Origin of the sequence: Paenibacillus helianthi, assembly GCF_001909055.1 — a bacterium.
Classification (GTDB): domain Bacteria; phylum Bacillota; class Bacilli; order Paenibacillales; family Paenibacillaceae; genus Paenibacillus_AQ; species Paenibacillus_AQ helianthi.
In genome coordinates, this window is sequence record NZ_LVWI01000071.1 from 1 (window position 1) to 15,477 (window position 15,477).

The 15,477-nt window shown below is 51.7% G+C and carries 12 protein-coding genes and 1 riboswitch; all 12 genes read right to left on the minus strand.

Features of this window, described 5'->3' with window-relative positions; translation table 11 throughout:
• Nucleotides 1–221 precede the first annotated feature (221 nt).
• Nucleotides 222–1,106 carry a UbiA-like polyprenyltransferase gene (locus A3844_RS25515; RefSeq protein ID WP_074100532.1) on the minus strand — a complete coding sequence of 295 codons (885 nt, stop codon included), beginning with the start codon at nucleotides 1,104–1,106 and terminating at the stop codon, nucleotides 222–224.
• A 1-nt stretch (nucleotide 1,107) separates the two neighbouring features.
• Nucleotides 1,108–2,409 (minus strand): aspartate aminotransferase family protein, encoded by a 1,302-nt coding sequence (locus A3844_RS25520; RefSeq protein WP_074108833.1) that lies wholly within the window; start codon nucleotides 2,407–2,409, stop codon nucleotides 1,108–1,110.
• Nucleotides 2,410–2,555: 146 nt separating this feature from the next.
• Nucleotides 2,556–4,481: a peptidase U32 family protein gene (locus A3844_RS25525; RefSeq protein ID WP_074108834.1), complete on the minus strand. Its 1,926-nt coding sequence runs from the start codon at nucleotides 4,479–4,481 to the stop codon at nucleotides 2,556–2,558.
• Nucleotides 4,482–4,501: 20 nt separating this feature from the next.
• A complete protein-coding gene (locus A3844_RS25530) occupies nucleotides 4,502–5,293 on the minus strand; it encodes an energy-coupling factor transporter transmembrane component T family protein (protein ID WP_074108835.1) in 792 nt (263 codons plus the stop codon).
• Complete coding sequence (locus A3844_RS25535) at nucleotides 5,286–6,185, minus strand: energy-coupling factor transporter ATPase (RefSeq protein ID WP_074108837.1); 900 nt, start codon at nucleotides 6,183–6,185, stop codon at nucleotides 5,286–5,288. The genes A3844_RS25530 and A3844_RS25535 overlap by 8 nt, the downstream gene beginning before the upstream one ends.
• A complete protein-coding gene (locus A3844_RS25540) occupies nucleotides 6,170–7,030 on the minus strand; it encodes an ATP-binding cassette domain-containing protein (protein ID WP_074108839.1) in 861 nt (286 codons plus the stop codon). Before A3844_RS25540 ends, A3844_RS25535 begins: the two co-directional genes overlap by 16 nt.
• Nucleotides 7,031–7,060: 30 nt before the next feature.
• Nucleotides 7,061–7,612 carry a Gx transporter family protein gene (locus A3844_RS25545; protein ID WP_074100535.1) on the minus strand — a complete coding sequence of 184 codons (552 nt, stop codon included), beginning with the start codon at nucleotides 7,610–7,612 and terminating at the stop codon, nucleotides 7,061–7,063.
• Entirely contained in the window at nucleotides 7,596–7,988 is a 393-nt protein-coding gene (locus tag A3844_RS25550; RefSeq protein WP_074086731.1) for a NusG domain II-containing protein, read from the minus strand. The genes A3844_RS25545 and A3844_RS25550 overlap by 17 nt, the downstream gene beginning before the upstream one ends.
• A 183-nt stretch (nucleotides 7,989–8,171) precedes the next feature.
• Nucleotides 8,172–9,704, minus strand: coding sequence for an HD-GYP domain-containing protein (locus A3844_RS25555; protein ID WP_074108891.1), 1,533 nt, complete (start codon nucleotides 9,702–9,704; stop codon nucleotides 8,172–8,174).
• 504 nt (nucleotides 9,705–10,208) lie between these two features.
• On the minus strand, nucleotides 10,209–11,150 hold the full coding sequence (locus tag A3844_RS25560; RefSeq protein ID WP_074108842.1) for an alpha/beta hydrolase: 942 nt from the start codon (nucleotides 11,148–11,150) through the stop codon (nucleotides 10,209–10,211).
• Between the two features lie 262 nt (nucleotides 11,151–11,412).
• Nucleotides 11,413–13,710, minus strand: a complete 2,298-nt coding sequence (locus A3844_RS32475; RefSeq protein ID WP_167374737.1) for a choice-of-anchor A family protein — start codon at nucleotides 13,708–13,710, stop codon at nucleotides 11,413–11,415.
• An 82-nt stretch (nucleotides 13,711–13,792) separates the two neighbouring features.
• Nucleotides 13,793–13,883, minus strand: a riboswitch (cyclic di-GMP riboswitch).
• A gap of 1,116 nt (nucleotides 13,884–14,999) precedes the next feature.
• Nucleotides 15,000–15,422, minus strand: coding sequence for an ASCH domain-containing protein (locus tag A3844_RS25575; RefSeq protein ID WP_074108846.1), 423 nt, complete (start codon nucleotides 15,420–15,422; stop codon nucleotides 15,000–15,002).
• Between the last annotated feature and the right edge of the window lie 55 nt (nucleotides 15,423–15,477).

Sequence of the window (15,477 nt, forward strand, 5' to 3'; positions counted from 1 at the left end):
CCCCCCCCCCCTGCTGGGCAGGCTAGCGTGGGGTGGGCCAAGGCAAGGTTAGGACGGAGCGGAGGGGAAGTTTGGAACTGTAGGAGCGATAGCGTCCGCCTTTGTCTCCAGATGTTATCGCTAATAGCGATCTAATCCAAAACATCTGGAGACAACAGCGGCCGGAAGTCCAAACATTCCCCGGAGCGGAGCCTCTCCTAACCGCGCCCCCCGCCAAACCCCTAACTCACATAAAAATAATCAATCAGCGTACACAGCAATATCACCATACTGATTACCTGATTCAAATTATACGAAGCCACCTTCATCAGCCGCCGGTTATGCGGCTTAATAATGCGGTGCTCGGTCATCAGCAGCATTGTAGCAATGCCGATACCGACCAGGTACATCCAGCCCAGATCTCGCCAGAGGTACAAGAACAGCAGCAGCATAATCATAATGAAATGCAGGCCTTTGGAAATGCGCAGCGCATTCTCCAGTCCGAAGAAGCTGGGAATCGACCACAGACCGTTCCTGCGGTCAAAATCGATATCCTGGGTGCCGTAGATGATATCAAACCCGGCGATCCAGAGCATAACGACTGTGCCGATCACGAACGGGGTAAAGGCGATATTTCCCGTCACTGCAAACCAGGCGCCAATCGGCGCCGAGGCAATCACAAAGCCCAAATACAAATGGCTTAAGAACGTGAAGCGTTTGGTATACGAATAGGATGAGATCAGAACGATGGCCACTGGCGACAGCACCAGACAGAGCAGATTCAGCATGCCGGAGGCTACAATGAACAAGGCATAGTTGACGATGATGAAGAAAATAACTTCCTTCTCCGCAAGCAGCCGCTGCGGCAGATGACGGTGCGCTGTGCGCGGATTTTTGCCGTCAAAGGTTCGGTCAACCAGACGGTTAAAGGCGTTAGCACCATTCCGCGCACCGATTAGAGCAATAAGTCCCCACAGCATCATGTGGCCGGATGGCCAACCCCCTGCAGCCCAGACCATCGAAATGATGGCGAAGGGCAGCGAAAACAGCGTATGGGAAAACATCACCAGCTCGCTGAACATTTTCAGCTTGAGCGCAGAGGTTTTGACAGCATTTAAGATGGCCATATCATTCTTCCTTTTCTGTAGAAACTTGCTGCAGCACTTCATTCAAAGCAGTCAGCATGCCTTCAATATCCTCAGCGGTAATCACCAGGGGAGGCTGGAAGGCCAGCACGTTGCGGCCTATGCCATTTTTGCCGATTAAATATCCGCGGTCCTTCATCGCTTCCAGTACATCGTCGGTCAGCGTAGCCGAACCGGCAGCATCCGGACCCGCCAGCTCTGCACCCAGCATCAGACCAGTTCCCCGTACGTCAACGATCATTCCCGGATAACGTTCCTGAAGCGACTCCAGGCCTCCCTTGAGTCGAGCCCCCAATTCGGCTGCGCGCTCCGGCAGCTGTTCGTCGCGGATATAGTCGAGTACCGCCAGCGCCGTGGCCGCCGACACCGGATTCCCCCCGAAGGTTGAAGCCGAAGGCCGGTTCAAGGATGCCGCAATGTCATCTGTGGTCGCAAAGGCTGCTACCGGAACCCCGTTGCCCAGCGCTTTGGCCATACTGATAATATCCGGCACAACGCCAAAATGCTCCATAGCGAACATAGCTCCCGTACGGCCGTAGCCCGTCTGAATCTCATCGTCGATCAGCAGCACGCCGTACGCCTCCAGCAGCGCTTTGACCTCGCGGAAATAGGTGAGGGCAGGCATAATCATGCCCCCATTCCCCTGAATCGGCTCAACGATCATCGCAGCGATCGTGTGGCCTTTTTCCTTCAGCACCCGCTCCAGGCTTTTCAGAGAAACGGCTGCAGCCTCCTCCAGCGTAAGCTCCGGGTGATACGGACGCTCGATAAACGTTACATCTTCATCCAAGTATTGATCCGTTCTCCACATTTGCAGCCCGGTTACACTCATCGTCAGATTGGTCCGCCCGTGCAGCCCGCTCTCCAGAGCAATGAAGCCTTTGCGGCCGGTATGCATTCTGGCTAGCAGAAGTGCCCCCTCATTGGCCTCCGAGCCGCTGTTGACAAAGAAGCTGCGGCGCAGATTCCCCGGAAGCACCTCTTCCAATCGCTCTGCCAAATCCACATTCGGCTGCGTAAGATACACCGTTGAGGTGTGCTGGAGCTGCTGAAGCTGCGCAATCGTCCGTCCTGTAATTACAGGGTTGCAGTGGCCGCAGGCGACAACCGATACCCCGGCAAAAAAGTCCGTATACGGCTTGCCGTTCTCATCATAGACAAACTGCATGCTTCCACGCACGAGCTGCGGCGCATCCCGGTAAAAGTGTGCGGTGCAGGGATAGAAATATTGCTTTCTTTTGGCGGCAACCGCTGTTCTTCCAATGGCTGTCTCTTGTTGCTTCATGAAGGGTTCCTCTCTTTCAGGCGCCCGTCCGGGCGGTACAGTAGGGATTATGAATCTGTAAAACTTCTTTGTGAAAAAAATTACTTAACAATCATACGTTTACCGTTATTATACGCTCCATGGCGATATTTTAAAATTTAAATAATTTAATTAAACTGCAGGGCACCGAGCGTATAACCAGCATACACAGGCGTAAGTCCGCCCAGTAGATCCTCTTGCGAATGTGTTCCGCGAAGGGCAGCCTGGTAGGCAGCAATGATTGTCCGCAGCTCTTCTGTACTGTATGTGGCGCCCTCGATCCGGAAGCTGGCAATACCGAGTCCGCGCATTTCCTTCAGCATTGGCAGGTAGCAAAGTTCTTTCGAGAAGAGCAGATGGCAGCGGCCAAATTGATCACGGTAGACTGGATTTTCACCCTTATCGGTTTTGAGAACCAGCACATCATTACGGACATAGAGATTATCTTCTTCAGCAATAGGCTCCATAACCTCGGTATTCTCATATAGATCATGTTCCATGTACATCAGCGCCGGTGTGCCGTGAACAACAACCTCCAGCGGCAGATCACAACGCGAGGTGAAGGCGGCAAAATGCTCCATCGTCATTTCCGGTGATACGGTCAGCTTTTCCAGCCCCAGTCCGGCGTACAGCCCTGCAGAAAGATGATTGTAGATATTCAGATTGGCATCACCGATCAATGGGTACCCGTAAGCTCTGTAGCGCCGAATGGCCCCAAGATTGGTAATCATCAGTCCATCAATAGGCAGTCGTTCTCCGTTCAGCAAATGATCATACTGGTTAAAATGAAGCTCGTTCATCATCCGCGGCATGCCAAGGTACAACCGGGTATTCCCTTTAATGGCCCCAAGCTCCTTAATATCCTGCTTCGTAAACGGCCGGTCCGGCTCAAATACATCTCCAGGCAGATACAGGCTCTCTACACCCATTTCGATGACCAGACGGGCCTGCTCCATATTATTCACACGTACAGCTAGTTCCGGTACAGCTTTTGAACCCTTTCCTGCCTCGGCCAGACGTTCGCGCAGCTCCTGCACCCGGGTTTCGGACAGCTCACGTTCGGCAGTTGGCGTACTGAATACCTTACCCGTGCTGTAGAATTTGCCTGTACCTTCGTACCGGCGGTTAATGTTCGACAGACCTGGTTTGCCAAAAGCGTAAGCGGTGGAGAAATCACGTTTGCGGTTTTTGTATAGCTCTTTGGAGTCCACAGTCCGGTCAAAGCCAATCGGATCTTCAATATACCGGTCAATAGCCTCACTGTAGCTGTTCGCCAGGGAGACCATGAATTCCTTATCGCGCATCCGGCCTTCAATTTTGAAAGAGGTAATTCCTGATTCGATCAGCTCCGGAAGATGCTCATACATGAACATATCCTTGACGGCCAGCGGATATTCTGCCGGGAATACATATCCGTCCCGCTTAATCCGGTAATCCCAGCGGCAAGGCTTCATACATTTGCCACGGTTGCTGCTCATCCCGAATACCTGGGAGCTGAAATAGCAGTTCGCCCCGTGAACAGAGCACATATCACCATGAACAAAGTATTCCAGCTCCATGCCGCTCTGCTGCCCCAGCAGCTTAGCCGTCTGCAGGTCCATTTCCCGCGAGGTAACCACCCGGCTTACTCCAAGATCACGCAGCGCGTAGATCATCTCCAGATTGTGTACATTCATCATGACCGAAGCATGGATAGGAACGGTAAGCGCCATCTCGCGGATCAGCTCCAGCACTGCCATATCCTGAACAATCAGCGCATCCGGACGGACCTCGTCAAGAAACCGCAGATAGGCTCTCGCTTCCTCCACATCGTCTTCGCTGAAAAGATTGTTTACGGTGATATATACTTTTTTATCTAAACTGTGGGCGATGTCCAGGGCTTCAATAATTTCTTCATGCGATAGATTATAGCCTTTGCGCATCATTCTCATATTGAGTACAGGACCGCCAAAATACACCGCATCACAGCCCGACTCGACCACTGCCTTGAAAATATCAAATGTTCCCGCAGGTGCGAGCAATTCAATTTCTTTTCCGTTAAAAAATCTTGCCATTACCTATTCCTCCTAAAATATCACAATAATGCCACTGCAACTCCCATGATAATAAACATAGCAACAAAAACAGTATCGGCAGCGCCCCACCTCAAACGGTGATACCGGCTGCGCGGAGCATCCATGCGGAAGCCTCTGGCTTCCATGGAATAGACCAGATCCTGTGCCCGCCGGAAGGCGCTGGAGATCACCGGCACAAGCAGCGACACCAGCATCCGCGCTTTCTCTTTCAAAGGCAGCTCCTGCAGATCAGCTCCGCGGGAGGCCTGGGCCTTCATAATAATCTGCGATTCATCCAGAATCGTAGGAATAAACCGCAGCGCAATGCTGATCATCAGCGTGATCCGGTCCGGCGACAGTCCTAATTTCTTGAAGGGTGCCAGGATCCCCTCTAGTCCCTGATTGAGCTTGCCAGGCGTTGTGGTAAAGGTAAGGAGCGCCGTGAACGTGATCAGAAACAGCATGCGGATGACAGAAAAAGCAGCCAGGCGCAGCCCCCCCTCATGCAGCGAGAACGAGCCGGCGGACCAGAGCACATCTCCCTCTTTGACGGACAGAAGCTGTACGATGAAGATGAACAGCATCAAATAACGCAAGGGCTTGGCCGCCTTGATGAAATACTTCAGCGGAATACGCGTCGAAGCCATGATCGTAATCGAAAATACAGCCAGCAGCACCATCGACAGCCAGGAATCCGACAGCAGAATTACAGCTACATACAGCAGCATCCCGGTAAGCTTGGAACGCGCATCCAGCTTGTGCACCCACGATCCGGTCTCAATGCTTCGTCCCAGCAGCAGCCGCTCATTCATGGGCATCCCCCATTCCAGCCGTGTTGCCTGATCTGACGGTCCCCGGCAATGAAGCGATCAGCTCGGCAAGGCTCTCAGCGGTAAGGCGGGGCCTCTCGCCCGCAAGGCCGAACTGGCCGGCAATGGCGTGCCAGTAACGGAGCGAATGCGGCACACCCAGACCGCAGCGCGTAAGGATGTCCGGATCGGCAGCAAGTTCTCCACCGCTGCCCTGAAATGCAATTTTCCCGTCCTTTAACAGAATCCAGCGGTCAGCAACCGGCAGCAGTTCATCCATCCGGTGGGTTACGATAATAACCGTCCGGCCCTGTTCGCGGCAGAGACGCTCCAATTGCGCGATCAACTCCGCGCGGCTGACCGGGTCCAGAGTGGCGGTCGGCTCGTCCAGCACGACAATTTCCGGGTCCATGGCCAGTACGGAGGCGATGGCTGCCTTACGCATCTGTCCTCCGCTTAAGCGGAATGGATTGCGCGAGAGCAAGGCGAGGTCCAGCCCCATTTCGAGCATGGCTTTGCGTGCGCGCTCCTTGGCCTCCTCCGGACTCATGCCAAAGTTGAGCGGTCCAAAGATCAGGTCCTTTTCCACCGTATCTTCGAACATCTGCTGCTCCGGAAATTGAAAGACCAGTCCGACCCGGCGGCGCAGCGGCAGCAGCTTCGGTGATTTCTCACCGGCCCGTATAGTCACATCCAGCACTTTTACCGTCCCCTGCGTTGGTTTAAGGATGCCATTAAAGAGCTGCAGCAGCGTAGATTTGCCCGAACCCGTTGCACCCGCAATCCCGGTAAGCAAGCCTTTGGGAATACCAAGGGTAATATCATGCAGCGCCGTCTGCTTCCACAAGCTTTTCTCGGCGTAAGTAAAGCTTACTTGCTCTAGTTGTATGGCCATAGTGTATCTATTAGCTCCTTTTCGCTGGCGGGCACATCCACCCTGATTCCCCGGCTTTGCAATTCCCGGGCAAGACGCCAAGGATACGGCTCCAGCAGATGGCATTTCTCCAGAAGCTCTGCATTTCTGAACAGCGCCTGCGGGGTCGTATCAGCGGCAAGACCACCGCCATGCAGGGCCAGTACCCGGTCCGAGGCCAGGATCTCGTCCGCATCATGCGTGATCATCAGGATGGTGTACTGCCCATCTGATCTCATCCCTTGAAGAATGCGCAGCAGCTCATCACGGCTCGCCTCATCCAACATGGAAGAGGCCTCGTCAAAGATGACGATGCCTGGCTTCATAGCTAGGATGGATGCAATGGCAACACGCTGCTTCTGTCCACCCGACAGCTCGCCCGGATGCTTGGCCAGCAGATCCTCAATCCCCAGCTTCAAGGTATAGGTTCTCAGGCGTTCCTCCATCTCCGCGTAGGGCAAACACAGCCCCTCCAGCCCAAACAATATATCTTCCTCCACCGTAGCCCCGATGAATTGATTGTCGGGATTCTGGAACACCATACCGATGCATTGGCGGATGGCGCCAATCGTTTCTTCACCCAGCTGATGGCCGCATATGGTGATCTCTCCGCCGCTTTTGGGCAGTAGGGCGTTCATCAGCTTAACCAGTGTGGACTTGCCGCAGCCGTTCGGTCCTACTATACTCACCCACTGGCCCTGTGGAATGGATACGCTGATATTGTGGAGAATAGGATGCTCCGGATCATAGCCAAAAGATACTCCGTCCAGCTGGATCACAGCCAGCACCCCGCCTGCATTCTCCACGTCTTGATATGCTTTATTCATGTTAGTCATCCCTCCGCTGATGGGTCCGCTTTAGCCCAAAAACTCTTCAAACAGCGATATTTTGGACAGCGACGCTATCAGATAACGTACGGCGAAGCCAACTGCGATCCCCGTCACAATCCCGGTAATAAGCAGCACCGGCAAGTAATAGAAAATACTCATAGATTTGAATACAATGGCTGCCGCGAACAGCTGCCCCGTATTATGGGCCAGTCCACCCGCTATACTAATACCGATCACACTCAACTTTCCGCCTCCCCACTTCACCAGCAGGAACATCACCACAAAGCTGAGCAGCGATCCGAACAGACTGAAGAGAAGACTCGAAAAGGTGCCAAGCAGGAATGCTGTAAGCAATGTCTTCAAAATGACCAGCACAAAGGCGTCACGGCCCCGTAAAAAGAAAATACAGGTCAAAATCATGATATTGGCGAAGCCGAGCTTGGCACCAGGCATGAGTCCGACCCCAACCAGCGGGATCTGGGCCTCCACCAGACTTAGTACTACAGCGACCGCTGCGAAAATAGCCACAATCACCGTACGCTTTAATGCTGTTGCCGATTCACTACTGGACATAGGCATCTATATCATCCTCCCCCGACACACCGCCTGCAATTTCTACTAACACCCGGTGCGGCAGGCACACGATGGTCTGCTTCGGACGGGTAATATGGCCAAAGCCCAGGCATACCTTATCGGGACAGTCTGCATCGTACATTTCAATCCCATAGTCATACACCTTCAGAATGTTATAGCCGCGCTCTGTGCGGATATCAATGGTTTGTTCTTCTTTTGTAAGCTTCACTGTCTTATACAGCTTGCCATCCACCGTTATATTAGCTACCAGGTTGTTTCCGGGTCCCGCCTTGTCGCTATCGTTCGAGAGCCATCTCGGCACGATAAAAGCAAGCGCGGCAATGAGCACGATGGAAATCAGCAGCACATCTGCGCGTTTCATAATGATCTCCCTTATTTTTTAGTTAAAATCCAGACTTATTAATTATAACGGTCCGTTTGCAATCCTTCAATGAATGTACTCGGGTTTTGTCGGTTTTAGGGAGCAGTTCACAAAATAGGCACGCAAGCAGAAGCGGATACCGATCATAAATGGATGGCATCCGCTTCAATAAGAAATATTAGGTTATCCCGCCCGGCCTGGATAATCTGTTTTATCCAATTTCTCCGTTTTTCCGAAATAAGCCAGAAACAGACCGGCAAATTCAGGATCCCACTGGGTACCTCTTCCCTGTTCCAGAATAGCCAATGCCCGCTCATGATTCATCCCTTTGCGGTAGGGCCTGTCAGAGGTCATGGCATCATAAGCATCAGCCACGGCTATAATCCGGCCATGCAGCGGAATAGCTGTTCCGGCCAAGCCGTCCGGATATCCCTTGCCGTCATAACGTTCATGATGCGAGCGAACCCCGCCCAGGTAAGGCGCCATCTTTTCCACAGGCTCAATCTGTCGCAGAATATTCTCTCCAAGCACGGGATGGCTCTTGATCTGGTCAAATTCCTCATCGGTCAGAGCCTCCTCCTTAAAGAGCACGCTGTCCCGTACACCGATTTTGCCGATATCATGCAGCAGGGCAGACTTGCGCAAATTATCCAGCTTCTGCCCGGTGAGCCCCGCGAGCTGGCCAATAATTACCGAATATTCCGCCACCCGCAGCGAGTGCCCGGCAGTGTACGGATCCCGGGCATCCAGCGCTACGGCAAGGGTGGTGAAATAGCTGTCGAGCAATTGCCTGCTCTGACGCTCCCGGGCCTGCAGACCTCGGACCATCATATTAAAGCCGGCCACAAGCTTCGAGAATTCATCGGAGTATTCATCCTGCATCTGCAGCAGCTGCCCGTCTTTGATATGGTTCATCGCTTGGTATAACTCGTTAATGGGATGCTGCACACTTCGGGTTAGAAGCCAAGCCGCTATGGAAGAAAAAAGGGTGCCGATCATCAGCATAAGCCCCGCCCACTCCCAATAGTTCTGCATGCCCTCCACTAATCCGCTCCCCAGCGTTTCCATCCTGATCTGGGTTGCCATAATAAATAGAATGAGCGGGAAAGTACCGATCAGCATACAAGTGACGAGAAATTTGGGGCGGATAGGCACAAACACATGGCCTTCCAGAGAAAAATCAACCATATATAAGGTCAATGCCCGGTTTCTGAATTCCTTAATCAGCGGAATGATCGCCGAGGCGGTCAGAAAAAACTCAATCAACGCATGCATACTTGCCACCAGAATGGCCCCGGCGACTGCAAGCACTAGATAGAAGTAGGGTAAGCTGATTAATCCGGTGCGTATCAACCATAAGGTCAGGAGCGACGCTGGCAGAGACAGTCCGAGGAAATGCGGACCCAATATCCGCTGTACCGCAAGCTTCGGTAGCCGGTGAGTATGCAGATAAGCTTCTTCCAGCATATCCAGTGACGGTTTCCGCTCTCTAAGTGCCCTCCGGATGGGCCGCATTTGTCTGAGGAAGACGTTGATCTCCGTCACAGCCATAATGACGAACGAGATCAGCAATACGTAGAGCAGCCGCAAATACTCAGTTTGGCTTATTTCAAGTGAGGAGAGAAGGATCAGACTTCCCACCGCAAGCACGGCAACCACGGAGCCGAATATGTAGTTACGAATCTGTTTTTTCAAAAAAACTCCGTATAAATTCATCGGGTCCCCCGTTTCCAGCCTTCCTTTAAGCTCAAAGATTTGCATTTCTTGGCATTCCATGATATTATTATAGAATATTTGTTTGCAGTATACATTATCCCCATCAAGAAGATGTCAAGCCGATTCGTTGCCCATTTATCTATTATCGGCATTTTGGACACAAAATCTTACGTTTTCTTGCAGTACTCTTCCTTTTTATGAGATTAAATTCGAACATAGTTTTCCGATTCGCACTGGCGCGGCCGCGGAGCCGCAAGGACAAAAGAGAGGTAGGGCTTTTGTCGTTTTGGAAGGATTATTCTCGCCACACGGCTGCTGGAAATAACAAGGATCAAGACACCCGTTCTTCTCACGGACGGCGGGGGATTAAATATACGCAGAAGACATGGCTTCACTGCTTTCTTGTACATAGGATGCAGTTCCATGTGTGGAACATATTAGCGCCCGATAACCGCAGTTTGCGGATATCGGGCGCGTCTACGTTTCCGGGGCTTTTTTTCAAGGTTAATGGACGTAACGGGTCACAAAATCGGCTACTTTTGTTACATACGCTGCCTTGTCTGTGTCATACGCCAGGCCGTGTCCCGCACCATGGACTACAAGCTTGTCCTTGGGACTTCTGCATGCCCGATAGAGTTCATCCATCATATGGAAGGGCACGAACTTATCGGCATCGCCATGTATGAACAGTATCGGCACCCGGGCTTTGCGGACTTGCTTCAGCGCCGAAGCCTCTCCGAAGAAATACCCTGCCTTGATGCGGGTGATGAGGCTCGCCATATGTACAAAAGGAAAGCTTGGCAGATGGTACATCCGCCACAGCTGGTAAGACAGCTGCGCTTTGACAGAGGTATATCCGCAGTCAGCTACGATAACTTTTACCTGCGGCGGAAGCTCTTCTCCTGAAGTCATCATCACGGTTGCCCCGCCCATGGATATCCCGTGCAGCACAATCTGTGCCTCCGGCCCGTCCTCCGCTAGGATGTACCCGATCCACTTCAGATAATCCCGGCGCTCCGGCCAGCCGAATCCGATATAATCCCCCTTGCTGTCGCCATGTCCACGGGCATCGGGAATCAGCACATTATAGCCCATGGTCTCATAATAAATTTTGGCGCATGCTCCCATATCCTTGCCTTTACCGGAATATCCGTGAGCTATAATAGCGGTCCGCCCTGCGGCACGCTCTGATGGCAGATAATAACCTCGCAGCGTCAGCCCGTCATCTGATGTAATTTCAATATTTCTGAAGGTGTGACGGGATACCCACTCCGCCCCTTCCCCCCAGGATGCCCCGGCAACCGGCGGGTCTACCTTAAGGTCAGGAGTCTTGGCCAGAAACTCCTTCGGCGCCCGCTTGATCGCAACTCCATAAAAAAAGAATCCTGCATAAGTCACACCACCAGCAATAATCAGCAAGGCGGCAATTATAATTACACTCCACATGTTTGTCACCTTTCTTCGATAAAATGGAATCCTACTTCAGTGTGGCCTTAGCGCTACCCGATTTTCAGCATAGTATAACATGGCTCGGGACCAACTGGAAATGTAGCTGAATTCTGGCAAAATTCATAAAATGACCAAACAAAAGAACAGGACACCTCCATGGTGAAGGGGCCCTGTTCTTTTCACTTGTTATACTGCTGTAGTTATCTTTTTAACCCGCTAAAATGTAGTATTCCATTATTTATAACAGTTGCATTTACTTTTACCGTTTGCGTTTATTGCTTCTTGCTGTTCTGCTGAGGAGCAAACCCAAGCCTGCTATTCCCAGACCAGCGATGTAATAAGGTGCCGGACTGGATTCCCCGGTCTGCGGCAGCTTGTCGGGTGTATCCACACTTCCCAAAGGAATCTCATCATCTAGTATCACTTCATCCCCAGACTTCGGTGTTACTGTTGCTGACGGAGCAGGGGCAGGAGCTGGTGTAGGCTGGAGTGATGCTGTCGGCTGAGATGGAGCGAGCGTTGCCACCGGCCCCAAAGGTAATGGATCATCATTGATTACCGTATCATCTACAATCGTACCGATTATCGTTGTTGGCGTTGGTGTTGGCACAGTTACCGGCACGAAAATGACAGTAGTGTTTGACGTTGGTGTCGGTGTTACTACGCTTGTAGGTGTAGGCGACGGGTTCACCACCGGTGTTGGTGACGTTGACGCGCTTGGTGTTGGTGACGTCGACGCGCTCGGCGTTGGTGATGTTGATGCGCTTGGTGTTGGTGACGTCGACGCGCTCGGCGTTGGCGACGTCGATGTGCTCGGCGTTGGTGACGCGCTTGGTGGCGCTGTCGGCGTTGGCGTTGCCGATGCACTTGGTGTTGGCGACGTCGATGTGCTTGGCGTTGGCGACGTCGATGCGCTTGGTGTTGGCGACGTCGATGCGCTTGGTGTTGGCGACGTCGATGCGCTTGGTGTTGGCGACGTCGATGCGCTTGGTGTTGGCGACGTCGATGCGCTTGGTGTTGGCGACGCGCTTGGTGGCGCTGTCGGCGTTGGCGTTGCCGATGCACTTGGTGTTGGTGACGTCGACGCGCTCGGCGTTGGCGATGCGCTTGGTGGCGCTGTCGGTGTTGGTGACGTCGACGCACTCGGCGTTGGTGATGTCGATGCGCTTGGTGTTGGTGACGCGCTTGGTGGCGCTGTCGGAGTTGGCGTTGCCGATGCACTCGGCGTTGGTGATGTCGACGCGCTCGGCGCTGGTGACGCGCTTGGTGGCGCTGTCGGCGTTGGCGTTGCCGATGCACTTGGTGTTGGCGTTGCCGATGCGCTCGGCGTTGGTGACGTTGATGCGCTTGGTGTTGGTGACGTGCTTGGTGGCGCTGTCGGCGTTGGCGTTGCCGATGCGCTCGGCGTTGGCGACGTCGATGCGCTTGGTGTTGGTGACGTCGACGCGCTTGGTGTTGGTGACGTCGACGCGCTTGGTGTTGGTGACGTCGATGCGCTTGGTGTTGGCGATGTCGATGCGCTCGGCGTTGGTGACGTCGATGCGCTTGGCGTTGGTGATGTCGATGCGCTTGGCGTTGGTGACGTCGATGCGCTTGGTGTTGGTGATGTCGATGCGCTTGGTGTTGGTGATGTCGATGCGCTTGGTGTTGGTGACGTCGATGCGCTTGGTGTTGGCGATGTCGATGCGCTCGGCGTTGGTGTTGGCTTTATAGGTGGTTCCGACCCGTCATATGGATAGTGGTGCATCTGCACATAACCACTGAAAGCTTTTGCGATTAGAGTGCCGTGAAGTTCTGCATGATCATAAAAGACGCTGGCATGAGGAGCCAGTATGGTGCCTTCAATGGTTGTATTCCCAATATTCAAAGAAGCAGCTTCATAGAAATTGAACAGTACCTTACGGGGTTTGCCTCCCCAGAATTGAAAATTAGGAATCTTCACTGAGCTTCCGCTCACATTAATAACTACGGTGGCATCACCAGTTATATTGAACTGCAAGCCATTGGCATCAGCTAAATCTGCAGCGGCCAAATGAATGACATTATAGGAATCCGGAGCGTTAATGGTGATCTTCCCGTATTCTTTTACAAAAGGTTGTGTCTGCGGCAAAGCGGCTAATTCATCCGAACGCTGTATCAAAAACTGTTCCTCGGCTGCAAAATCAATCGGGGTTCCCTTCCGGGGAGTTTCCTTAAGGTCTGCACGTGTGTTGGTTATACTGCCGCCATATACTGCTGCGCCATATATTGTACCGTCTGTTAGACTGAGATTCTTGCCTGCAACCAGCACATCCCCGCCAGGCGCATCCTTGGATACACCGTATCCTTGCAAAGTAATATTCCCTTCAGCCGCAAGCCTTCCATGAATCTGATCATAAGATTGCGTGAAATCCCCAAATATAAATGCGTTAAAATTGCCGGCAACGCCCAAAACAGGTGTAGGGGTATACGGCATATTGGCCTCTGCGCTAACGTTCCATCCCCAGGTAATCGTACTGCCCAATACCAACACCCCTGCCAGTAGCAGAGCTGCTGCCTTCTGTGTTCTTTTTTTCAATCGCATGCACCTCCTAGTAACTTATTCTATGATTTCGCCAAAAACATATAACAACAAAAAAACCGCCACGAAGGGTTAGCTTCACGGCGGCCGGACGATCATAGCCCCTGCTTGCGGGCATTAGATTCCTGACTTTGCGTCCTGTCCTTTCGAACAGTTTGCGTTTATACATGATGGTGTGTAATTTGGCGATTCTTATGTAGTCTATGACAATTGTTACTTTTGAACTAGTTCCATTTTATCCCTCAGATACCCCTATTGTCAATCTATTCCTTTAGTATTTTCCCAAGTGCTTGGCATACACAGATTATGGACAACCCCTTTATACATAAGGGATTATAGCTTTCACACACCATAGCTTCACTCTGGGATACGAATAGCATCAGATCTAAGAGTTACTCTTAAACGTCCCAAACCTGTATTTTATCCGTAATTTAAAATATTAAAAAATAGTATTTTTGAACTATACGAGTACTATTCTGCATACTTGCAATATAACAAAAGAACTGCCACGGAAACAACCGTAAGCAGTTCTTGATCCACCTCTATGTATGCTATATGCGCTCTCGTAATCAGACAATGCGAATATAGCTGATTGGTATGTTACAGCAGTTGAATCCAGCCAATCATCGACATCCATAACGGAATGCTCAAAAATAGACCAAATGCCAAACCACGGCGGAGACTTCCTTCATGACTCATCATCATTCTCCTCTTTGGGGTGCTTTATTTTCTTACACTTTAATCTTTAATATTTCAATTTTAATATATAATAATTCTTCGGATTTTATTGTGAAAAACATCACATTTATTCCTCTTGTATATAAATACTTAGGGTCAGCCAAACAAAATAAAAAAACGGGCCTCGCCATGGGAGTTGGCAGGACCCTGTAAGCTATCTATAAACACTGGGGAGTGTCTGGTACATTCAATATATATCCTTAACCTGAAAACAAGCTTATAATTGCATAAAGATTACATTAAAAGCTTCCAATAGCCCAGGGTTCCGAAAAAAACGACCAGTGCCACGGGAAAGATAATTTTCCGGCTAACCTTATCCTCGAACGAAAAATACAAACACAGCATACAAAGCCACGCAATAAGGAGACTTCCCATTTCCTATGCATACGCCCTTTCTTATCATCCTGATGATCACGCGGGGTTCACTTGGCTGCACCAACGGCCTTATAAGAAGATTACCCGCGAGTCAGCCGGTTCATACCCAATAATGGCTTGGGCCGCTAAATAAATTTTCCGATTATGCCAAAAGGTTGTACAGCCCCAGCGGGTCACTGCTCTCCCTCCAGCACAGGGTGTTCCCAGAAGCTCAGCCTGCCTTTTGCGGGAATCGGATGGGCAAGCGCCGTTACCTCTTCCAGCTTCCAGGCATAGCGCCCTTGTGAATAATCGCCAAAAGCAAATTCATTGCCGCCCGGCCAGCCCGCTCCGGCATCCTCATCCGTCACCTGGTAGCAGTCGGCCAGACGGCTTGTAGCGATAATGGCTCCGAGAGGAAGGTTGTCCGCACTGAATCCATGCCGTGCCAAAGCCGACTGGATCAGCTCCTGCCTGCAGGCGGATTTGTCGATCCCCATCCCGGCATGAATAGCCAGTTCACCACGGTATGCCGTTTTCCAGGAACGGGTCTCGAACTGCTTTTCCTTAAGAGCAATTAAGGTCGCCCAAGGCTGCCGGACCGTGAGACATTTCATCTTGTGCCTATTCCCCTCTCCAGAAGAGCAAAAAACGCAGCCTCCCGAACATCCG